The organism is Aliiroseovarius sp. ABM4_368 (assembly GCF_056161205.1).
Map to the genome: position 1 here is coordinate 170,795 of NZ_JBSWYR010000001.1, position 20,724 is coordinate 191,518.

Here is a 20,724-nt window from a genome sequence, read left to right on the forward strand (position 1 = left end):
CGCCGCGCGGGTTCGCCCCGCGCGGCGCTTTCTCTTGCTCAGTCTCCGAAGTCGAAACTGCCGGTGCCGATGGGCTCGATCAATCGCGGTCCGTCATCTTTGATGCCGAACTTTGCAACTTGATGCGATTGGAACCGCCCTGTCCAATGAGTGCCGAACCCCTCGCGGATCTCGTCATCCGGGGCAGAATGATCCATCCACTGTGCCGCTTCCTCGGCCGAAAGCAGTACAGGCATGCGCGGGTGCAGGTCATGGATTTCGGGCAAGGCTGAGCGCGTCAGGATGGTGCAGGTCTCTTGCCCATCGGCCAATGTGCTGCGCAAGCCTGCGAACAGCGTCACCGGATCATTCTGTTGCAATGAAATGTAGTTCGGTTGCCGGTCTGATTTCGGGCCGCTCCATTCATAATACCCCAGCGCGGGGATAACACAGCGTCCATGGCGCCACGCCTCGCGAAATGTCGGTTTTTCGTGCGCAGTTTCAATCTTGGCGTTGAAGGTGGTGGCTTTCCAGTCCTCGGCACGCCCTTTGAACCAATGCGGCACCAACCACCAGCGCGCAGTCGAGGCGATCAGGCTTTCCCCTTGCGGAAACAGGATGTTCACTTGCTGCGTGGGCTTCACATTATACCCCGTCGCGGCAGGTGGGGCGTCACTTGCGATCACGACGGATCGGCTTGGATAGATAAACCCCTCGATAATGGCCGCCATCTGGGCCTGAGTCATGTCGCCTGCGATCAGTCTTCCACACATTGGGAAACTTTGCCCCTAATCGGGCGGGCTGTCCATGCGGGAGAAAAAAGAAAACGGGGCCGAATGTGGCCCCGTTTTGCGTCCGTGAGTGGGTAATCGGGTCAGGCGGCCAGCGCCTGAATGGCGTCTTCTGCTTCGGACAGACCAGCCTCGCCCGCGGCCCCGACAAAGGACACATCTTTCAAGCCTAAGAAGCCCAGTACATGCCTCAGATAGGGCGATGCGAATTCAAAATCCGCACCAACCGGTGTCCCACCCGATGCGCTGACCACGATCACGCGCTTGCCTTCTAACAATCCAACCGGGCCGTTTTCCGTATAATGGAAGGTCACGCCAACGCGGGCCAGATGGTCGATCCACGCTTTCAGGCTCGAGGGGATCGAGAAGTTATAGACTGGCATGGAAATGACGATCAGATCAGCCGCCTGAACTTCGGCCACAATATCGTCGGACAGGGCAAGGGCGGCTTTATCTGCGTCCGAACGCGCCTCGGGCGGGGTGAAGGTGGCGCGGGTGAAGCCCTCGTCGATATGAGGGATGCCAGCGGCCAGGTCACGGGTGGTCACGGTGGCGCTAGGGTGACGGGCCAGAACGTCATCGGCCAGTTTGCGCGAAACGGATCCGTCTGTGCGGGCCGAGCTGTCGATACGAAGGATTTGCATGAGGTGTCTCCGGGTCTGTGTGTCTGTTGAGGGGAATGTGTGACCTTGCATTTCGTAACGCAATCTGAGTTAATCAACAGCATCTGTGCGATTGCGCACATGGCGACCGGATTGGAGGGTCAATGGACCATTGGGATGAAATTCGCACCGCCTGCCACGTGGCGCGCGCGGGCACGGTCAGTGGGGCGGCGGACAGTCTGGGCATCCACCACGCCACGGTGATCCGCCATGTGGACGCGCTGGAAGAGCGGATGGGTGTGAAGCTGTTTCAACGCCACGCGCGTGGCTATACCCCGACCGAGGCTGGGGCCGATCTGGCGCGCATCGCATCCGCGACGGAAGAGCAGTTCATCCAGCTTGGCGCGCGCCTGAAAGGGCAGGGGGATGATGTTTCGGGCGAGGTGGTCGTCACCGCGTTGGCCACGTTTTCCCCGCGCCTGACCCCGGTTCTGGCCGACTTCCAGCACGCGCACCCCAATACATTGGTCCGTTTGCGCACCGGATTGCGCCTGTTCCGGCTAGAATATGGCGAGGCGCATGTGGCCGTCCGCGCCGGCCAAGCACCGCAAGAACCCGACAACGTGGCGCAGCGCTTCTTGAATATGGATCTCTCGCTCTATGCGGCGCCCGATTATGTCAAACGCTATGGAATGCCGACCGAGGACACGTTGGACCAGCACCGTTTTATCGGTGGCGATGACTTCGGTTCGCGCGCGCCGTTTGTACGTTGGATGCACGAACATATCCCGGACGAGAATGTTACGTTCCGCGTCACTGATGACATTTCCTCGCAGCAGGCTTTGCGCGCGGGCGCAGGCCTTGGCTTCGCTGCCCGCGGCGAGTTCCCCGAATTGATCGAGGTAATGCCGCCCCAGCCGGAATGGCAGTCCGAGTTCTGGTTGGTCACCCATGTCGACTTGCACCGCACCGCGAAGGTACAGGCAGTGCTGACATGCTTGAAAGAGGCGGCCAAGGTCTGGGCGGAAACGGACCCGGCGATCAGCTTGCCCAGCTGACTTAGGGGGCTTGGTCTGATCTATGAGCATGGTGAAGGGCGCATTGCCCCCTTGCGCCTGCGGCTTGGGCTCTGCCCGTTCTCAGGCGAAACTGTCCCCCGGACAGTTTCCGGGAAGCTTTCGTACCCCAAGATATTTATGACAAGAACATGCCGGACGGCTTAACCAGTCGCATCATCGCGTAGTTCTTCCTCTAGGAAACGTTCAAACGCGTCCAGATTAACCGGTTCGAACTGCCCAAAGCCCTGCATCCAGACTGACGCCTCGCGCAGCGCGCTGGGGTCCAGCTTGCACCATTTCACCCGGCCGCGTTTTTCCTGCGTGATTAGTCCTGCGCGCGACAGAATCGTCAGGTGTTTCGAGATCGCCGCCAGCGACATCTCGAACGGTTCGGCCACATCCGTGACCGCCATGTCATCTTCCAGAAGCATGGTCAGGATGGCGCGGCGCGTCGGGTCCGACAGGGCGGCGAAGACAAGGTCAAGACGGGTTTCCATGTCTATGGGCCTAGGGTGCGGACGCGCCATCGTCAACCAATCGGTTAAATAAGCGCAACTGACGTGTTTGAGGGGGCGTCGGGCGGCGTTCGTGGCAGGTGGGAATCTGCGTCGAGATTTAAGTGCAATAATATCAGATACTTGCGAGCTTCCCTGTTGGCGCTAAACGCCGTTGACTCATTGCCTCACACGCCTTAGCACTCCCCTTGAACGTCACCGGAGGATTTTTCGTGTCCGACCACCCCGATCCCGAGCGCTTAAAAGAGCTCGAAGCCCGCCTGAAGGCGGCGAAAGGGGAAGAGGAAGAAGCGAAAACCGGGGATGAGGCCTATAACCAAGCGTCGTTCGCTTGGCAGATGGTCATAGAGCTTACAGTCGGTCTGGTGATCGGCTTTGGCATCGGATACGGGCTGGACAGTCTTTTTGGGACCAAGCCGATATTCATGGTGCTGTTTATAATGTTGGGCTTCGCGGCAGGGATGAAAGTCATGCTGGCAACCGCGGCTCAGATGCAGAAGAAAGCAGAGGATGCGTCCGATACGCAGGTCTCTGACAAGAAAGAGGGATAGGAACGTGGCTGAACAAGGCGCAAAACAGGGTGCAGGCCCGATCATCAAGATTGCATTCTTTGCCGTTCTGGCAGTGGTTCTGCTGTCAGGTGTACTGTTCTCGCCCGCGCATCCCGGTCTGGCGATCCATCCGATGGATCAGTTCGAGATCAAGCCGCTGTTCGGTGACGGTCACGGCAAAATTGGCCTGTTCACAGTGACCAACATGACCCTGTGGATGGTGTTGGCCATCATCGGTATCGTCCTGCTTTTGGTTGTCGGTTCGCGTGGCCGCGCCATTGTGCCAACCCGCAGCCAGTCGGTTGCCGAAATGGCATACGGCTTTGTTTACAAGATGGTCGAGGATGTGGCCGGCAAGGACGCCGTGAAGTACTTCCCCGGCATCATGACCCTGTTCATGTTCATCCTGTTCGCCAACTTCCTGGGTCTGATCCCGACCTCGTTCACCTCGACCAGCCACATCGCCGTAACCGCGGTTCTGGCCATGATCGTGTTCGTCTTTGTTACCGTGCTGGGCTTCGTCAAGAACGGCGCTGGTTTTTTGGGTCTGTTCTGGGTCTCGGCTGCTCCGCTGCCGCTGCGCCCGATCCTGGCGATCATCGAACTGATCTCGTACTTCGTGCGCCCCGTCAGCCACTCTATTCGTTTGGCTGGTAACGTGATGGCTGGTCACGCGGTTATCAAAGTATTCGCCGGTTTCGCTGCTGCCTTGGGCATGTTCAGCTTCCTGCCGATCTTGGCCATCTCGGCCGTCTACGCACTGGAAGTGCTCGTTGCCTTCATTCAGGCTTACGTGTTCACCATCCTGACCTGCGTATATCTGAAAGACGCTCTGCATCCGTCGCACTAAGACGGTTGCAGCCCGCTCACTCACCTAATTCAAGCATTCCAACGTAAGGAGAAACGAAAATGGAAGGCAATATCGCTCAAATGGGTCAATTCATCGGTGCAGGTCTGGCAGCTATCGGTTCGGGTGCCGCCGCTATCGGTGTTGGCCACGTTGCTGGTAACTTCCTGGCCGGTGCTCTGCGCAACCCGTCGGCAGCTGCCGCTCAGACTGCGACCCTGTTCATCGGTATCGCATTTGCAGAAGCCCTGGGCATCTTCTCGTTCCTGGTCGCTCTGCTGCTGATGTTTGCTGTCTAAGACCTGAACCATCCTTACGCCGGGGCGAGGCGTCCGCGCGTCGCCCCAAGTAACTCGGTTCCAGAGGACTTAAGACATGGCAAGTAACACACATAGCACAGACGCAGCACACGGGGACGCTCACGGCGCCGCCGAAGCTGCTGGCATGCCGCAGCTGGATTTCTCGACCTTCGGGAACCAGATCTTCTGGCTGGTGGTGACGCTGATCGTGATCTACTTCGTCCTGACCAAGATCGCACTGCCCCGTATCGAGGCTGTGCTGTCCGAGCGTCAACGCACGATCACAAACGATCTGGCTGCTGCCGAAGAGCTGAAGCAGAAGGCTGTCGAAGCCGAAGAAGCTTACAACAAGGCCCTGGCTGATGCCCGTGCAGAAGCGAACAAGATTGTCGCTGAAGCCCGCGCTGACATTCAGGCTGATCTGGATGCCGCTGCCGCCAAGGCAGATGCCGAGATCGCTGCCAAGGCTGCCGAAAGCGAAGTCGCGATCAACGAGATCCGCGCCGGAGCTGTCGACAGCATCAAGGTCGTCTCCAAGGATGCCGTTAAGGAAATCCTGGGCTCGATGGGCTATAAGGCGGATGCCAAGTCGGTAACTGCGGCTGTGACCGCACGGATGAAAGGGTAAACTGATGAAGAAATTTACAGTTCTTCCCTTGGTTCTGATGGCAGCCCCGGCATTTGCCGCAGGCGACGCTGGCTGGACCGATCTTTCGAACACCAACCTGGTTGTTACGCTGGCATTCCTGCTGTTCGTAACCTTCCTTGGTTACATGGGCGTGCACAAACTGTTGGGCGGCCAGCTTGACAAACGTGCTGACGGCATCAAGTCGGAACTTGAAGAAGCCCGTGCCCTGCGTGAAGAAGCCCAGACCATTCTGGCGTCTTACGAGCGCAAGCAAAAGGAAGTGGCCGAGCAGGCGGATCGTATTGTTTCGCATGCCAAGGAAGAAGCAGCTAACGCTGCGGCTCAGGCCAAAGAAGATCTGAAAGCTTCGATCGCGCGCCGTCTGGCCGCTGCTGAAGACCAGATCGCATCGGCTGAGGCTGCTGCCGTGAAAGAGGTGCGCGACAGTGCTGTTCAGGTCGCCGTGGGCGCTGCCCGCGACATGATCGCGAAACAGATGACTGCAACCGACGGCAACAAGCTGATCGACGAAGCTATCAAAGACGTGGAAGCCAAGCTGCACTAAGCGGGCTTTAACCTACGACTTCCGAAAAACCCGGCCCAATGGCCGGGTTTTTCAATTCTGGGACCTGTCTGGTTTGATCGGACTAGCGATGTATCTCATAGTCCAGCCGCTGCTGTGCGATCTCTTCGTTGCGTTCGGTTCGACGTAGGTCGATATAGGACTGTACGACATGATCCATATGCGTTTCGACCGCTGACCGAGCCGCTTCTGGATCGCGTGCTTGCAATGCGTCATTGATGGCGCGGTGTTGTTCAAGCAGATCCGTGCGGGTGTTGGTGATCTGGATAACCACCTGCCGGCTGTAGAGGACACCTTGCCTTAACAGGTCGTACATCGCCCGCATCATGTGAACCATCAATACGTTGTGGCTGGCTTCGATGATCGCCATGTGGAAATCGCTGTCCAGATCCGCGCCCTGACCTTCGGGTGCCTTTTCCATTTTCAGGAAGATCTCGTTTATTACAGCCAGATCTGTGTCCGATGCGAACTGCGCGGCACGTTCTGCGGCCAGTCCCTCCATATCTCGGCGCAATGAGATATAGTCATATACCGCTTCGTCATGGCGCGAAAAAAGACTGGTAAGGGCGGGGGAGAACGAGCTGTCCAGATCGTCTGAAATAAAGATCCCGGCTCCGGCGCGTCGCTCCAACAACCCAGAATCCTCAAGCTCGGCCAGCGCATCGCGTAAGGATGGGCGTGACACGCCAAGGCGGTCCGCCAAATCCCGTTCGGAGGGCAGCCGTTCGCCGGGGCGCAGCACTCCCCGCAGGATGAGCAGTTCGATCTGCTCGACCACGGATTTGGAAAGCTTGCTGGCAGAGATTTTTTGGAAGGGCATTCAGGTCTCTTCGACGTCTTGTTTAAATTGGTCAGATTATATGACCACATCCGGACGCTACCCTCAAACAAAAAAGCCGGGCACATGGCCCGGCTTTCTGTGTGAATTTCACGAAACCTGCGAAAATCAGGTCGTGGTCGGACGGATTACAATCTCGACCCGACGGTTCTGCTGGCGGCCATAGGCATCAAGGTTCGATGCCACCGGGCGGTCTTCGCCGTACCCAACGGTCACAACGCGCCCGCTGGGCACGCCATTGGCAAACAGCACCGACGCAACCGAGGCCGCACGGCTGCGCGACAGCGACATGTTGTAATCCGCGCTGCCCACGTTGTCGGTGTGGCCCTGAACCTCGACGACCGAGTTCGGGTATTGCATCAGGTTGCGCGACAACGCGCCCAGATCGCCTTGCAGCGCGGGGCTGATTTGGCTGCTGTCTGTGGCGAACAGGATGTCCTGTGGCATGGTCACGATCAGCTCGTTGCCCGTGTTGACGATCTTCACGTCATCATTGTCGATGGCTTCGCGCAAGTCGCCTGCCTGCTTGTCCAGTTGTTGACCAATCGCGCCGCCAAGCACGCCGCCAATAACCGCGCCTACGGCTGCTTTGCCAAGCTTTCCGTCACCCTTGCGTGTGGCGCCAAAAAGGCCGCCTGCAATGGCTCCGATGGCTGCGCCGTTCTGGGTCCGTGGTCCCATATTCGACGTTGGGCTTTGCGTCGGCGATGTGCAGGCGCTGGTGGCAAGTCCGGCAATCAGGCCGAACGAGAGAATCATATGTCTTGGGTGCATACTGCTGTCCTCGAGTTTATTTCTTGCTTTCCATACAGAAAGGGGCTCTGTTATCGAATAACAAGGCCCTGTTATGGGGAAACTTGGCGAAAAACAGACGCTTCTGCTGATGTCACCCAGCGCGATCCTGCTCCAGTTCGGCGCTTTCCCACGCCAGAAGCGCACGTTTCACAGGCAGCCCCCAGTGATAGCCCCCCAGTGCGCCGGACTTGCGCAGGGCGCGGTGGCAGGGGATCAGCCAACTGACCGGGTTGCGCCCGACGGCGGTGCCGACGGCACGCACTGCGCGAGGCTGGCCGATCTTCTCGGCGATCTGCCCATAGGTAGTGACATGGCCCGATGGGATGGACAGCAAAGCCTCCCACACTTTGATTTGCAAGGGCGAGCCGATCAGGTGCAGCGGTGTCTTCCCATCTGCGCCCAGTTCCGTGTCATAGGCCGCCTGAACCCAACCCCCCAGGAAGGACGGGTCTTCGATGAAAGTGGCGTTGGGCCAGCGCGAGGTCAGGTCTTCGAAGGTTTCGTCAACCCCCGCCTCGTCGGCAAAGCCAATCCCGCAAATCCCGCGTTCCGTACCCATCACCAGTGACACCCCGAACGGGCTGTCAAACCAGCCCCAATAGATCGTCAACCCTTCGCCCTTCTTGGCGAATTCACCGGGGCTCATCGCTTCCCACCGCAGGAAAAGATCATGGAGCCGCCCTTGGCCTGACAGTCCTACCGATTGTGCGGTGTCCAAGGTCGAAAACCGTTCGGCCAGCAGCGTCTTGGCGTGGCCCAGCGTCAGAAACTGCTGATAGCGTTTCGGAGACACGCCGACCCAGCGCGAGAACACGCGCTGGAAATGCGCAGGCGACATGCCCATCTTGGCCGCCAATGTGTCCAGCGACAGTGTCTCGCCGCCAGCTGCGTCAATCTCGTCAATCGCGCGGCGGATCACGTTGTAATGATAGCTGTCTTCAGTCGGTGTCATCATGGCCTCACAGGTTATGTGATCAGAGTGCCGCGATTTGCATCCACAAGCGACCCGGAAATTGCGCATTGCGCGCGGCTGGCGTAAGACAATCGGTGGAAACGGATGGGCGCGATGGCAAAACAACTCGGATATCACCAGATCCGCGAGATCTTTGAACGCTTCAAGGAACAAGAAGCCGAACCCAAGGGCGAGCTGGAGCATGTGAATGTCTATACGCTGGTCGTTGCGGTGGCTTTGTCGGCGCAGGCGACCGATGTGGGGGTAAACAAGGCCACGCGTGAACTGTTCAAGGTGGCGGATACGCCGCAGAAGATGCTGGATCTGGGGCTTGAAGGGCTAACCGAGCACATCAAGACCATCGGGCTGTTTCGCCAAAAGGCCAAGAACGTGATGAAGCTGAGCCAGATCTTGGTGGACGACTATGGCGGCGAGGTGCCGAACTCGCGCGCTGCCCTGCAATCGCTGCCCGGCGTGGGGCGCAAGACCGCCAACGTGGTTTTGAACATGTGGTGGGGCGTGCCCGCGCAGGCGGTCGACACTCATATCTTTCGCGTCGGCAATCGCACCGGCATCGCGGTTGGCAAAAACGTCGATGCGGTCGAACGTGCCATCGAAGACAACATCCCCGCCGACTTTCAACAACATGCCCATCACTGGCTGATCCTGCATGGGCGCTATACCTGCAAGGCCCGCAAGCCAATGTGCGGAAACTGCATTATTCGGGACCTTTGTCCCTTCGAGGAAAAGAACTTATGACGAAAAAGTACAAGGTTGTCGGGATCGGCAACGCGGTTGTCGACGTGATCACCACCGCTGATGACAGTTTTCTAGAACTGATGGGCATCGAGAAAGGCATCATGCAGCTGGTCGAAAAAGACCGGGCCGAGGTGCTCTATGCCGCGATGAGAGAACGCAAGCAAGCGGCGGGCGGTTCAGTTGCGAACACCATTGCCGGGATCGGCAATCTGGGCCTGACCACTGGGTTTGTTGGCCGAGTGCATGATGATGCACTGGGGCATTTCTATGCTGATGCGATGGAGATGGACGGCACGCGCTTTGTAAACGCGCCGGTGCCGGGGGGCGAACTGCCGACCTCGCGCTCGATGATTTTTGTGTCGCCGGATGGCGAGCGGTCGATGAATACTTATCTGGGCATCTCGGCTGAACTTGGCCCCGAGGACGTGGACCACGAAGTCGCCGCAGACGCCGAGATCGTGTTTCTGGAAGGCTATCTGTTCGACAAGGACAAAGGGAAAGAGGCGTTCATCGCCATGGCCCGCGCCTGTCGCGCAGCAGGCGGCAAAGCGGGTATCGCGATTTCCGACCCGTTCTGCGTGGAACGCCACCGCACCGACTTCCTGACGCTGATCGAGCACGAGCTGGATTATGTGATCGGCAATGAAGAAGAGCTGAAGTCTCTGTTCCAGACCGATGATCTGGAAGAGGCGATGGCCAAAACCGCCAAGATCTGCCCACTTGTGGCTTGCACACGTTCGGGCGACGGCGTGTCGATCCTTGCAGGCGGCGAACGCGTGGACGTGCCGGTTGAACGTATTATCCCGGTTGATGCTACCGGTGCAGGTGATGGGTTTGCCGCCGGGTTCCTGTACGGCTTAGCCACCGGCGCTGACATGCGTGTTTGCGGCGAGATGGGCTGCACCGTGGCAGGAGAGGTGATCCGCCATGTTGGGCCGCGGGCAGATCGCAATCTGCCAGCGCTGTTCCGTGAAAAGGGGCTGATTTAAGCCTAGTCGTGAAAAAGCCCGGATCCTGTGATCCGGGCTTTCTTTATTCGGTATCTTCGACTTCGAAGTCGTGGGTCACAGTGGCTATCGCGGCCATCATCGCGGACGCGGAACAATATTTGTCCACCGACAGCGCGATTGCCCGTTCGACCTTGTCCGCGCTGACCCCACGCCCTTTGACAATGAAATGCAGGTGGATCTTGGTAAAGACCTTCGGGTCGGTTTCGGCCCGTTCGGCATCGACTTCGATATCGACATCCTCAATCCGCTGGCGCTGTTTTTGAAGGATCGACACAACGTCATAGGCTGAACAGCCCGCCGTCCCAATCAGAAGAAGCTCCATCGGGCTTGGGCCGGGTGTACCTGCGCCGTCATGGCCGGTGCCCAGAACGATGTTATGGCCCGTGCCCGAGGTGCCAATAAAGGTACGGGCTTCGGCCCATTTTACGCGCGCTTTCATGTGTTTTCCTTCGCAGTCAGAACGGATCAGTCACCCAGCTTGGCGTGTACCTCGTCCAGGTCAATCTCACCGATGGGCATCTTGTTGCCCGGATTCTCGAAATCGTATTTGAACAGATCGAAATCCTTCTTGAAGATTTCATAGACCAGATGCATCGACAGATCGTCGAAATAGTCTTCAACCGGGTGGGCGCGTTTCGGGCCATGGCCTTCGCTTTCGTTGAAGCGAGGGATGTCAGCCAGATTGATCGGATGCGGCGTCTCGATGGCGTCTAGAACCGACTGCATTCCGTCGTTGAACTTCTCGGTCCAAAAAATGTTGTCGTAGCGCCCGCCGTTCACGATGAAGGTCGAGACATGTCCCGACATCGCCGACCAATGGATGTCCGGTTCCATCGGCTTGCGCCAGCGAATGGTGTCACGGGCGAACAGAAGGAAACGGCGGAAGCTCTGGATCTGGTCAAACTCGAAACCGGTCTCGGGGTCGCCCACTTCGATCCCGTATTTCTGGATCAGAAGCGGCACCAGATTGCCGCGATAGCGGCGGCCATTGCGCTGGATACCACAAATCTTGTCAAAGAAGCTGGACAGGATCCGGGTATAGGGGTTGCGCACACACGTGAAGGCATAGCTTTGGTGGTTGCGTACATTCTCTTCGATCTTTGGCTGCGAATAGTCCTGAGACCATTTGTGCATCCGGTCCTTGCTGTCGTGAATGTCGCCGTCAAAGAACTCGCCATGATCGGAATAGAACATGATCTGCCCGATGGTCGAGCAGGCGCATTTGGGAACCACGCGATAGACTACGCTTTCGCTTTCCGTCATCCATGTGCCGGGAAACCCCATAAAATACCTCGTCTTCTAATTACTTGGTTCGCGCCATTGCGTTGTTTGTGAACAGATTGACGAAAAAAGTAAAGAATCTCTGTTTTTTCAGCAGTTGTTCACGTTATTTAGGGCAGGATATCGTCAATTCCAAAGGTCTCGCGCGTTTATATGGCCCAAATCGCCTTCATTTTGTTGTGTCACAAAGACCCCGACGCGATCATATCGCAAGCTCGACAGTTAACCGCGGCGGGCGATTACATGGCGATCCATTTCGACGCCCGCGCGAACCCCAATGATTTCCAACGTATTCGGGACGCGCTTAAGGACAATCACAACGTCACATTCGCCAAGAAACGCATCAAATGCGGATGGGGCGAGTGGTCCTTGGTGCAGGCGACGTTGAATGCGGTCGAGGCCGCGTTAGAGGCCTTTCCCCGCGCCACCCATTTCTACATGCTGTCGGGCGATTGCATGGCGATCAAATCGGCGGAATATGCACATGCCCTGCTTGATGGCGAGGACGTAGACTATATCGAGAGCTTCGATTTCTTCGAAAGCGACTGGATTAAGACCGGCATGAAGGAAGAACGGCTGATCTATCGCCATTTCCTAAACGAACGCAAACACAAGAAGATGTTTTATGCACTGTTCAACGCGCAAAAACGTCTGGGGTTAAAGCGAGAGATTCCAGCCGATATTCAGGTGATGATTGGCAGCCAATGGTGGTGTCTGCGCCGCCGAACCATGGAATGGGTGGTTGATTTCTGTCGCAAACGCCCTGACGTCATGCGCTTCTTCCGAACCACTTGGATTCCTGACGAAACGTTTTTCCAGACCATCGTGCGCCATCTGGTGCCGGACAACGAAATCCGCACCAGTACGCTGACCTTTTTGATGTTTACCGACTATGGGATGCCGGTGACATTTTATAACGATCACTATGACTTGCTGCTCAGCCAGAACTTCTTGTTTGCCCGCAAGATCAGCCCGGAAGCGACTGAGCTGAAGCGGCGACTGGGCGATCTTTATGCCGCCGAAGGGGTCGAGTTCCAGATCTCGAACGAGGGGCGCAGCCTGTTTCGGTTCCTGACCAGCAGGGGGCGAAACGGGCAGCGCTTTGCCCCCCGGTTTTGGGAGGCAGAGGCCAGTCTGGGCCGCGAGCGCGAGCTGTTGATCGTGGTGGCTAAGAAATGGCATGTGGCCAAACGCTTGGTGCACAAAATTAGAGAGGTTACGGGAATTCAGACGCTCGAATACCTGTTTGACGAAGCCAGCTGCCCGATGCCCGATCTGGGCGGAATCCAAACCCAGATGAGCAAACGCGCACGTCACCGACGCGCTTTGATGCGGATGCTGTTTGACTATTATGACACGGATCGCATGGTCGTCTGCATGGACCCCAAGAATATGGAGATGTTTCAGGATTTCTTCTCGGACCGGTCCACGACGCGGCTTTTGGAAATCGAAAGTGTGTTCACCGACGACTATCTGGCTGGTCACGCCATACGCGTGGGTCTTGCCGGGGAAAATACGCCCGCACAGTCGATGGAGCGTCTTTTGCCGACGATCCGCGCGGATGTGATGGGCGAAAGCGATCGAATCCGGGACGCAGGGTTTGAACGCTATTATCGCATTAGCGAGCTGCGCGAGCCGCATGAAAACGCCGAAGCGCTGTCGAAATTCCTGTCGATCTCGCCCGACGAGGCGCTTGAGATCGCCCACGCCAATCACCTGTTTGAGGACTGACCGGAGGCCCCGATGCCCTATAGCTATGACGACCAAAATATCTTCGCCAAGATCCTGCGGGGTGAGATCCCGAATGATACGGTTTACGAAGATGAACACACACTGGCATTCCGCGACATCCAGCCCCAAGCCCCGCACCATGTGCTGGTGATTCCCAAAGGCCCCTATGTGACCTTCGACCATCTGGCCGCCGAAGGCTCGGATGCAGAAGTCGTGGGCTTCACCCGCGCCGTGGGCAAGGTCTGTGCGCTGTTGGGGGTCGAACCGGGCAATGCAGGCGACGGATATCGGCTGATATCCAACGCGGGCGAGCATGGCGTTCAAGAGGTTCCGCACCTGCATGTGCATATCCTGGCAGGCCGTTCCATCGGTCGCATGGTATCGCGTGCGGATTGACGGTTCGCCCTTGCGGCACGGCCCGCGCGGGGCGTAAATAGACCAACACAAATGACAGAGGTGTCTGACATGACCCAACCGGCTCCTGAAACCAAGATTGTGGACAGCTATAAGGTCTCTTGCGACGGCGGCGAGGGCGCGCTGGGCCATCCGCGCGTTTATTTGCAGATCCCAACCGAACAGGGCTGGGTGGAATGCCCGTATTGCGATTGCAAGTTCGTGCATAAGGATCACGCAGACAGCGACAAAGCCGCCTAATTTCTGCCGGGCTTCACTTAAATCCGGGCCGCGGGCTGGTGCCCCGCGGCCTTTTGCGTCTTTATGGGATCACGCGTTTCAGGGGGAATTCCAATGAGTTTTGGCAAGGGTTGTCATCTGCATCTGGTCGACGGTTCGGCCTTCATCTTTCGGGCCTATCACGCTCTGCCTCCGCTGACGCGCAAATCCGACGGGCTGCCCATCGGGGCAGTGGCCGGGTTCTGCAACATGCTGTTCAAGTTTGTCGAAGATAACGCTGGTGCCGACGCGCCAACCCATGTGGCTGTAATCTTTGACCATTCCGGCAAAACCTTCCGCAGCGACATCTACCCGGAATACAAAGCCAACCGCCCTCCGGCCCCCGAAGATCTGCGCCCGCAATTCCCGCTGACCCGTGATGCCACACGCGCCTTCAACATCGCCTGTATCGAGGTCGAAGGTTTCGAGGCCGACGACATCATCGCCACCCTTGCCCGACAAGCGGACGAGGCGGGCGGACGCGTGACCATTTTGTCTTCAGATAAAGACCTGATGCAGCTTGTGGGCGGGGGCGTTGAAATGCTCGACCCGATGAAGAACAAGCGGATTGGCGTCGAAGGCGTGGAAGAGAAATTTGGCGTCGGCCCCAACCGCGTGGTCGATGTGCAGGCTCTGGCTGGTGACAGCGTGGACAACGTGCCCGGCGCGCCTGGTATTGGCATCAAGACTGCTGCGCTTTTGATCAACGAATTCGGTGACCTAGACACGCTTCTGGAACGCGCCGAGGAGATCAAACAGCCCAAACGCCGGCAGACCTTGATCGAGAAAGCCGACCAGATCCGCGTCAGCCGCCAGCTTGTGAAGCTTGACGATCAGATGGATCTGGATGTCGCGTTTGAGGATCTCGAGCTGAAGGATCCTGAACCCGAGACGCTGTTGAACTTCCTTGCCGAAATGGAGTTCCGCACGCTGACCAATCGCGTGGCTGGAAAGCTGGGGATGGACGCGCCCGAGATTTCGCAGCCGGAAGGGGCCGACGCCCCCGCAGCGCCCGAAATGCCCGCCATCGACCCGGAGAAATACGAGTGGGTCAAAGACATGGATGCGCTGTGTGCGTGGATCGACCGCGCCTATGACCGTGGATACGTGGCCTTCGATACCGAAACCACCGGGCTGAACGAAATGCTGGTCGATCTGGTCGGCATTTCACTGGCCGTCGAGGCGGGCGAGGCCTGCTATATTCCGCTGACCCATAAGACCAGCCAAGCAGATGACCTCTTCGGCGGCTCGGATCTGGCCGAGGGGCAATTGCCGCTGGATCAGGTGATCGGGGCGCTGAAACCGATGCTCGAGGATCCGGCGATCCTGAAGATCGGCCAGAACATGAAATATGACGCCAAGATCTTGGCGCGCTATGGAGTGAACGTCGCCCCCATCGACGACACGATGCTGATGTCCTATGCCCAGAATGCGGGCCTGCATGGGCATGGCATGGACAAGCTGTCGGAAGAATACCTCTCGCACAGCCCAATCTCGATCAAGTCGCTGTTGGGCACGGGCAAATCCGCAATCACCTTCGACCGTGTGCCCATCGAGGACGCGGTGAAATACGCGGCCGAGGATGCAGACATCACCCTTCGCCTTTGGCAGATCCTGAAACCGCGTTTGCACAGCAACCACGTGACCCGAGTCTACGAACGTCTGGAACGTCCGCTCGTTCCAGTCCTCTCGCAGATGGAGATGACGGGCATAAAAGTCGACCGCGAAGTGCTGTCGCGCATGTCCAACGCGTTCGCGCAGAAAATGGCGGGCTACGAGGCCGAGTTGCACGAGATCGCAGGCCGTGACTTCAACGTGCAATCCCCCGCCCAAGTGGGCGAAATTCTGTTTGGAGAAATGGAGCTGCCCGGCGGCAAGAAAACCAAAACCGGCCAATGGTCTACGCCCGCCGATGCGCTGGAAGACTTGGCCGCCGAACACCCCTTCGCAGCGCGCGTGCTGGAGTATCGACAGCTGCAAAAGCTGAAGTCGACATATACCGACGCCCTGCAGGACCATATTCACCCGGAAACGGGCCGCGTGCACACGTCGTACCTGCAAACTGGGGCCAATACGGGCCGCATGGCGTCCAGTGATCCGAACCTGCAAAATATCCCGGTCCGGACCGAAGAAGGCCGCCGCATCCGCGAGGCATTCGTTGCCCCGGAAGGCACCAAGTTGATCAGCCTCGACTACAGCCAGATCGAACTGCGCATTCTGGCCCACATGGCCGAGATTGACGCTTTGAAACAGGCGTTTCGTGATGGCCAAGATATCCACGCCATGACCGCGAGCGAGATGTTCGACGTGCCGCTGGGCGAGATGACGCCGGACATCCGTCGCCAAGCCAAGGCGATTAACTTTGGCGTCATCTACGGCATCTCGGGCTTCGGTCTGGCCCGCAACCTGCGTATCCCCCGTTCCGAGGCGCAGGGCTTCATCGATCGCTATTTCGAACGCTTCCCGGGCATTCGCAAGTACATGGACACCACGATCGAGTTCGCCAAGGAACACAAGCGGGTCGAGACCCTCTTTGGTCGCCGTATCCATACGCCGGAAATCGGGGCGAAAGGCCCGCAAGCAGGCTTCGCCAAACGCGCCGCCATCAACGCGCCCATCCAAGGCACCGCCGCCGACATCATCCGTCGTGCCATGATCCGCATGCCGGATGCGATTGCCAAACTGCCCGCGAAAATGCTTTTGCAAGTCCACGACGAACTGATCTTCGAGGTCGAGGAAAACGCCGTGGATGAGGTGATCGAAACCGTCCGCGATGTTATGGAAGGCGCCGCCGAGCCCGCAATCAAACTGGACGTGCCGCTGGTGGTGGACGCTGGCATCGGTATGAACTGGGCCGAGGCGCATTAAGGTGCGCCTTGCCGCCCTTTTCACAGCTGTGCTTGTCGCAACACCGGCCGCTGCGACCGACTACTATATCTCAAGCTTCGGACACCAGTATGCGATTACACAAAACGCCCACGGTGCAGTCCTAACCTCGCGCTACCCAACCGCATGGTTCATCGAAAAGGGCGCAAACAGCCGCGTTGAGACTGGCATAGACAAGATCTATCTGAGCAAGGATTGCGACGCGTCCCATTCCTTATGGGGTGAAGGCCGCTGGTGGTGGGCCAATGGAGGCTTCGGCGTGGATTTCGAAAACGGCCGCCAAGAACGCTTTCCACGACAAGAGATCCTCGGAGGTTTCGGGCTGCATTGCCGCCTCTAACCCGCATTTTCTTGTCATAGATATCCCGGGGTGAATGCGCATAGCGCAGAGGGGCAGCGCCCCTTTCTAGCAAACCGGCGCATCCCCATCCCCGCGCGGATCCAGCCCTTGCGCCTCCAGCTTGTCGTAAAGTGCGTTCAGGCCCTTATCGCGCTCCTCGCGGAAGCGCTCGCCGGTCGTGAATCCTTCAATCCGGTCCACGCGGAACATCCGGTGGTCTTCACGCAGCTCGCACCACCCGACGACAGTCCAGCCATTGCGCCAGAGCCACAAGGCCAAGGGCCGGATGGTGCGGGTGGATTTCGCGCCGCCTTCGTCTGCATAGGTCATGGCCAGCCGCAACCGCCCGTCAATAGCGGCTTCGATCTGGTCAATAAAGTGCCGGTCGCGTTCGGATGGGCGCAGGGTGGGGCCGGCGTGTATCTCGACCCGCGCGGCCTGCGCTTCCAGTGCTTCGGGCAACACTGCACGAATTTTCACCAGCGCCTCGCGGGCCGAGGCCGCCATCGCTGCACCCCCCATCCGTTCGATCAGATGGGTGCCTGCGATCACGGCCATGATTTCGTCCCGTGTGAACATCAAAGGCGGCATGTCATATCCCGCCCGCATCACATATCCCACGCCCGCTTCGCCTTCGATGGGGACGCCGGACCCGATAAGGTCAGCGATGTCGCGATAGATTGTGCGCTCGCTGACCTCGAGTGTTTCGGCCAAATCACGCGCCGTGGTCAGCCGACCGCCCCGCAGGTTCTGAACAATCTGGAAAAGGCGGTCGGCACGGCGCATGAATCAAGCCGCTTTCGGTTCAAAAAGCCCGATCGAGTTGCCGTCGGGGTCGATGGCATAGACAAAACGGCCCGGCGGGATTTCTATTGGATCGCACAAAACGGTGCCACCCGCATGGCCACAGCGCTTGGCCGCATTTTCCAGCTTGTCGGGCACAACGATATGGACGGTTGGGCCATTGCCGTCGGTGGCAGGTTTTCCCGGGTACAGATGGCCGCTTGTGGTGTCCATTGTGCCGCCCAGAGTAGCCATCGGATTGGGGCCGGTATTGTCAATTTCCATCGTCCATTTGAAGACAGCGTTATAGAACGTGATTGCCTTGTCCATGTCGGTGACGGGAATCTCGGCCCAGCAAACTACAGGAGGGGTCATTTCAATTTCCTTTCATCAGAGTTGATGAGGCTGTTGTCGCACACCCCTCCTGACAGCATAGTGTCAGGAGCCTGTCAGTCGAACCCTTTTATCCAATCCAACCTGTCTTCGGTGTGGCCTGCCGGGTGGTATTCGCCGCTGACCCAACCGCCATACCCCTCGTCGTCCAACTGCCGAAACCACGCGGGATAGTCGATCACACCTGCCACAGGTTCGTGCCGATCCGGAATGCCGCCCACTTGGATATGGCGGGTCAATAGTCTCACTTTTTCCCACGTTCCCGGCATATCGCCGGTGATTTTATGGGCGTGATAGGTGTCGAATTGCAGGCCCAGATTTGGGGCGGGGACCTCGGCTAAAATTTCTGCCGCCAGATCGTAATCGGCAAGGAAATAGCCGGGCATGTCATCTCTGTTGATCGGTTCGATTGTTAGGCTTTGTTTGGGCGCGTGGGCGGCGGCCCATGTCAGGTTCTCGACGAAGGCGGCTCGGGCTTCGTCGCCTTCCGCCACGCCGGCCATGATGTGCAAATGCGTTGTCTTGAATGCTTGTGCAAAGCGTAAAGCGCGTCGGAAATCCTGTTGAAAACGCGCCTGCCCACCGGGGATTGCGGCAAAACCCCGATCCGCACCCGACCAGCTGGGGGGCGGGGTGTTGATCAGCACCATCTGTAATCCGTTTGCGATCAGCCGCCGCTGAATTTCCTTCGCCGCATCGTCGTAGGGAAACAGCACCTCGACCGCTTGAAACCCGGCCTCGGAAGCGGCGTCGAACCGGTCCAGAAAAGGAAGTTCTGTAAAGAGAAGGGACAGGTTGGCGGCAAAGCGGGGCATCGTTGGACTTTCAGTGTCGTGCGGTTGGCAGGCTTAAACTTGCCGATAGGTGCGCTTGACGCAAGGCTAAGGTGCTGTAGGGTTTTAGAGATTTCATGAGGTTCTCCATGCGCATTCTTCCCGTCCTTTCCGCCTGCATCGCCATCGTGGCATTGAACGCCTGTCAGTCCAGTCAAAGCAATGCCAGTGCGCGGGGCGGGGCCAGCTTTTGCGACCGTTTGATCGGATGGCAATCGATTGAGGGCGACGAAGATACCAAACGCGCGGTGACCCGGCCCGAGATCTGCGCGCTCAGCCAACCCCGCGCGCTTTGGTTCAAGTCAAAGCTGGTCAGCACCAATCTGACAGGCCGCGAATACTGGCTATTGGTGCCGAAGGATGACGCGTATTTGGTCGGCGGGGCCCTGTCGGGTTGGGACCTGCAAGTGCGACCCTTCAGCTATGCGCACGAGTTCTATTTGGTGCGGAATGACGCCGCGCGCCTGCAACCCGCCATCGCGCAAAACGATTGCCCACGCAAGGCGGTCGGGCTGGAAGGGGGCAAAGGCGGCAAGCGATACTGTCTGGCCAACTGACCCAGTTGACCCCGCGTGCGATCAGCTGCGCGGGTCCAGAAGGCGGGCCATGACAGCATCTGCGGTGATCCGCCCAATGGGTGCACCTGCTTCAGTCACGCTGATTTCGTCCTGACCGGACAGCGCTTTCATCACCACATCCACGTGATCCGCCACATCGACACTGACCGATGCAGAGGACACTCCGCCCTCCATCACGTCCCGCGCGGTCAACACGCCCAGCGGGTTCATATGGGCCACGAAGTCGGCCACATAGTCGTTCACCGGGTTGGTGAAAATGTCGCGCGGGGTGCCGCATTGAACGATGCGCCCGCCCTCCATGATGGCAATACGGTCGCCCAGTTTGAATGCCTCGTCCAAATCGTGGCTGACGAAGATGATGGTGCGTTTCAGGCGCTGCTGAAGCTCGATCAACTCGTCCTGCAACCGGGCGCGGATCAGCGGGTCAAGCGCCGAGAACGGCTCGTCCATCAACAAAATGGGGGCTTGGGTGGCGAAAGCGCGGGCAAGGCCCACGCGCTGTTGCATGCCGCCTGAAAGCTCGCCCACCTTGCGGTTGGCCCATTCGCTGAGGTTGACCAGCTCAAGCTGTTCATCCACGCGGGCCTTGTGTTCGGCTTTGCCCATGCCCGCCAATTCTAACCCCAGCCCGACATTCTCGCGTACAGTGCGCCATGGCAAAAGGCCGAACTGTTGGAACACCATCGCCACGTGGTTCTGGCGGATGCGGCGCAGGGTGGCCGCGTCGGCATTTGTCACATCGACCAAGCCGTTGCCGTCGTTCACTCGTACGCAGCCACGCACCACGGGGTTCAGTGCATTGACGCCCCGCAGCAGCGTGGATTTTCCGGACCCTGACAGTCCCATCAGCACAAGGATCTCGCCCTCGGCCACGGAAAGCGAGCAATTATGCACGCCCAGGACTTGCCCTGTTTCGGTCTTTACCTCTGAACGTTCTTTGCCTGCATCCATGCCGGGCAGGGCGCTTTCCGGCTTGTCGCCGAACACAATCGAGACGTTGTCAAATTCTACAGCGGTCAT

Annotated in this window: 26 protein-coding genes; 14 read left to right on the forward strand and 12 right to left on the reverse strand. The window is 58.4% G+C overall.

Going from position 1 to position 20,724, the window contains the following annotated elements; all coding sequences use genetic code 11:
- Positions 1–38 precede the first annotated feature (38 nt).
- Positions 39–752: an SOS response-associated peptidase gene (locus ACXAH3_RS00880; RefSeq protein ID WP_474860179.1), complete on the reverse strand. Its 714-nt coding sequence runs from the start codon at positions 750–752 to the stop codon at positions 39–41.
- A 101-nt stretch (positions 753–853) separates the two neighbouring features.
- Positions 854–1,414 carry an FMN-dependent NADH-azoreductase gene (locus ACXAH3_RS00885; RefSeq protein ID WP_474860180.1) on the reverse strand — a complete coding sequence of 187 codons (561 nt, stop codon included), beginning with the start codon at positions 1,412–1,414 and terminating at the stop codon, positions 854–856.
- A gap of 122 nt (positions 1,415–1,536) precedes the next feature.
- On the opposite strand from ACXAH3_RS00885, the gene ACXAH3_RS00890 reads away from it, so the two are divergent.
- On the forward strand, positions 1,537–2,430 hold the full coding sequence (locus ACXAH3_RS00890; RefSeq protein WP_474860181.1) for a LysR family transcriptional regulator: 894 nt from the start codon (positions 1,537–1,539) through the stop codon (positions 2,428–2,430).
- A gap of 161 nt (positions 2,431–2,591) precedes the next feature.
- Here the strand turns inward: ACXAH3_RS00890 and ACXAH3_RS00895 are convergent, their stop codons facing one another.
- On the reverse strand, positions 2,592–2,927 hold the full coding sequence (locus tag ACXAH3_RS00895; protein ID WP_474860182.1) for an ArsR/SmtB family transcription factor: 336 nt from the start codon (positions 2,925–2,927) through the stop codon (positions 2,592–2,594).
- A gap of 230 nt (positions 2,928–3,157) precedes the next feature.
- Between ACXAH3_RS00895 and ACXAH3_RS00900 the strand changes: the two genes are divergently transcribed.
- From ACXAH3_RS00900 to ACXAH3_RS00920, 5 genes are all read left to right on the forward strand, one after another.
- A complete protein-coding gene (locus tag ACXAH3_RS00900; protein ID WP_474860183.1) occupies positions 3,158–3,496 on the forward strand; it encodes an AtpZ/AtpI family protein in 339 nt (112 codons plus the stop codon).
- 40 nt (positions 3,497–3,536) lie between these two features.
- Positions 3,537–4,346, forward strand: coding sequence for a F0F1 ATP synthase subunit A (locus tag ACXAH3_RS00905; protein WP_474861134.1), 810 nt, complete (start codon positions 3,537–3,539; stop codon positions 4,344–4,346).
- Between the two features lie 59 nt (positions 4,347–4,405).
- Positions 4,406–4,642 (forward strand): F0F1 ATP synthase subunit C, encoded by a 237-nt coding sequence (locus tag ACXAH3_RS00910; RefSeq protein ID WP_055188564.1) that lies wholly within the window; start codon positions 4,406–4,408, stop codon positions 4,640–4,642.
- 76 nt (positions 4,643–4,718) lie between these two features.
- Positions 4,719–5,270: a F0F1 ATP synthase subunit B' gene (locus tag ACXAH3_RS00915; RefSeq protein WP_474860184.1), complete on the forward strand. Its 552-nt coding sequence runs from the start codon at positions 4,719–4,721 to the stop codon at positions 5,268–5,270.
- Positions 5,271–5,274: 4 nt separating this feature from the next.
- Positions 5,275–5,835 carry a F0F1 ATP synthase subunit B gene (locus tag ACXAH3_RS00920; protein WP_474860185.1) on the forward strand — a complete coding sequence of 187 codons (561 nt, stop codon included), beginning with the start codon at positions 5,275–5,277 and terminating at the stop codon, positions 5,833–5,835.
- A gap of 82 nt (positions 5,836–5,917) precedes the next feature.
- Here ACXAH3_RS00920 and ACXAH3_RS00925 read toward each other — a convergent pair whose 3' ends face one another.
- The 3 genes from ACXAH3_RS00925 to ACXAH3_RS00935 all read right to left on the reverse strand — a co-directional run bounded on the left by ACXAH3_RS00925 (position 5,918) and on the right by ACXAH3_RS00935 (position 8,438).
- Positions 5,918–6,673 carry a FadR/GntR family transcriptional regulator gene (locus ACXAH3_RS00925; protein ID WP_474860186.1) on the reverse strand — a complete coding sequence of 252 codons (756 nt, stop codon included), beginning with the start codon at positions 6,671–6,673 and terminating at the stop codon, positions 5,918–5,920.
- 126 nt (positions 6,674–6,799) lie between these two features.
- On the reverse strand, positions 6,800–7,465 hold the full coding sequence (locus ACXAH3_RS00930; protein ID WP_474860187.1) for a YiaD family glycine zipper/OmpA-like lipoprotein: 666 nt from the start codon (positions 7,463–7,465) through the stop codon (positions 6,800–6,802).
- Positions 7,466–7,577: 112 nt separating this feature from the next.
- Positions 7,578–8,438: a bifunctional helix-turn-helix domain-containing protein/methylated-DNA--[protein]-cysteine S-methyltransferase gene (locus ACXAH3_RS00935; RefSeq protein ID WP_474860188.1), complete on the reverse strand. Its 861-nt coding sequence runs from the start codon at positions 8,436–8,438 to the stop codon at positions 7,578–7,580.
- 114 nt (positions 8,439–8,552) lie between these two features.
- Between ACXAH3_RS00935 and nth the strand changes: the two genes are divergently transcribed.
- Entirely contained in the window at positions 8,553–9,197 is a 645-nt protein-coding gene (gene nth, locus ACXAH3_RS00940) for an endonuclease III (protein ID WP_474860189.1), read from the forward strand.
- Complete coding sequence (locus ACXAH3_RS00945) at positions 9,194–10,186, forward strand: adenosine kinase (RefSeq protein WP_474860190.1); 993 nt, start codon at positions 9,194–9,196, stop codon at positions 10,184–10,186. The genes nth and ACXAH3_RS00945 overlap by 4 nt, the downstream gene beginning before the upstream one ends.
- Positions 10,187–10,229: 43 nt before the next feature.
- Here the strand turns inward: ACXAH3_RS00945 and ACXAH3_RS00950 are convergent, their stop codons facing one another.
- Positions 10,230–10,646, reverse strand: a complete 417-nt coding sequence (locus tag ACXAH3_RS00950; RefSeq protein ID WP_474860191.1) for an OsmC family protein — start codon at positions 10,644–10,646, stop codon at positions 10,230–10,232.
- Between the two features lie 26 nt (positions 10,647–10,672).
- Complete coding sequence (locus ACXAH3_RS00955; protein WP_474860192.1) at positions 10,673–11,491, reverse strand: sulfotransferase family protein; 819 nt, start codon at positions 11,489–11,491, stop codon at positions 10,673–10,675.
- 150 nt (positions 11,492–11,641) lie between these two features.
- Between ACXAH3_RS00955 and ACXAH3_RS00960 the strand changes: the two genes are divergently transcribed.
- The 5 genes from ACXAH3_RS00960 (at position 11,642) to ACXAH3_RS00980 (ending at position 17,117) form a co-directional block, all read left to right on the forward strand.
- Positions 11,642–13,219, forward strand: a complete 1,578-nt coding sequence (locus ACXAH3_RS00960) for a DUF5928 domain-containing protein (protein ID WP_474860193.1) — start codon at positions 11,642–11,644, stop codon at positions 13,217–13,219.
- A 12-nt stretch (positions 13,220–13,231) separates the two neighbouring features.
- A complete protein-coding gene (locus tag ACXAH3_RS00965) occupies positions 13,232–13,615 on the forward strand; it encodes a histidine triad nucleotide-binding protein (protein ID WP_474860194.1) in 384 nt (127 codons plus the stop codon).
- A gap of 69 nt (positions 13,616–13,684) precedes the next feature.
- Positions 13,685–13,873: a zinc-finger domain-containing protein gene (locus tag ACXAH3_RS00970; RefSeq protein ID WP_474860195.1), complete on the forward strand. Its 189-nt coding sequence runs from the start codon at positions 13,685–13,687 to the stop codon at positions 13,871–13,873.
- Positions 13,874–13,966: 93 nt separating this feature from the next.
- A complete protein-coding gene (gene polA / locus ACXAH3_RS00975; RefSeq protein ID WP_474860196.1) occupies positions 13,967–16,759 on the forward strand; it encodes a DNA polymerase I in 2,793 nt (930 codons plus the stop codon).
- 1 nt (position 16,760) lies between these two features.
- Complete coding sequence (locus ACXAH3_RS00980; RefSeq protein WP_474860197.1) at positions 16,761–17,117, forward strand: hypothetical protein; 357 nt, start codon at positions 16,761–16,763, stop codon at positions 17,115–17,117.
- Between the two features lie 66 nt (positions 17,118–17,183).
- Here ACXAH3_RS00980 and ACXAH3_RS00985 read toward each other — a convergent pair whose 3' ends face one another.
- The 3 genes from ACXAH3_RS00985 to ACXAH3_RS00995 all read right to left on the reverse strand — a co-directional run bounded on the left by ACXAH3_RS00985 (position 17,184) and on the right by ACXAH3_RS00995 (position 19,108).
- Positions 17,184–17,903, reverse strand: coding sequence for a helix-turn-helix transcriptional regulator (locus ACXAH3_RS00985; RefSeq protein WP_474860198.1), 720 nt, complete (start codon positions 17,901–17,903; stop codon positions 17,184–17,186).
- Between the two features lie 3 nt (positions 17,904–17,906).
- Positions 17,907–18,275: a VOC family protein gene (locus ACXAH3_RS00990; protein WP_474860199.1), complete on the reverse strand. Its 369-nt coding sequence runs from the start codon at positions 18,273–18,275 to the stop codon at positions 17,907–17,909.
- Positions 18,276–18,349: 74 nt separating this feature from the next.
- Positions 18,350–19,108 (reverse strand): hydroxypyruvate isomerase family protein, encoded by a 759-nt coding sequence (locus tag ACXAH3_RS00995; protein ID WP_474860200.1) that lies wholly within the window; start codon positions 19,106–19,108, stop codon positions 18,350–18,352.
- A gap of 107 nt (positions 19,109–19,215) precedes the next feature.
- Here ACXAH3_RS00995 and ACXAH3_RS01000 point away from each other — a divergent pair, with 107 nt between their 5' ends.
- Positions 19,216–19,683 carry a hypothetical protein gene (locus ACXAH3_RS01000; RefSeq protein ID WP_474860201.1) on the forward strand — a complete coding sequence of 156 codons (468 nt, stop codon included), beginning with the start codon at positions 19,216–19,218 and terminating at the stop codon, positions 19,681–19,683.
- A gap of 21 nt (positions 19,684–19,704) precedes the next feature.
- Here ACXAH3_RS01000 and choV read toward each other — a convergent pair whose 3' ends face one another.
- Complete coding sequence (gene choV / locus ACXAH3_RS01005) at positions 19,705–20,724, reverse strand: choline ABC transporter ATP-binding protein (protein WP_474860202.1); 1,020 nt, start codon at positions 20,722–20,724, stop codon at positions 19,705–19,707.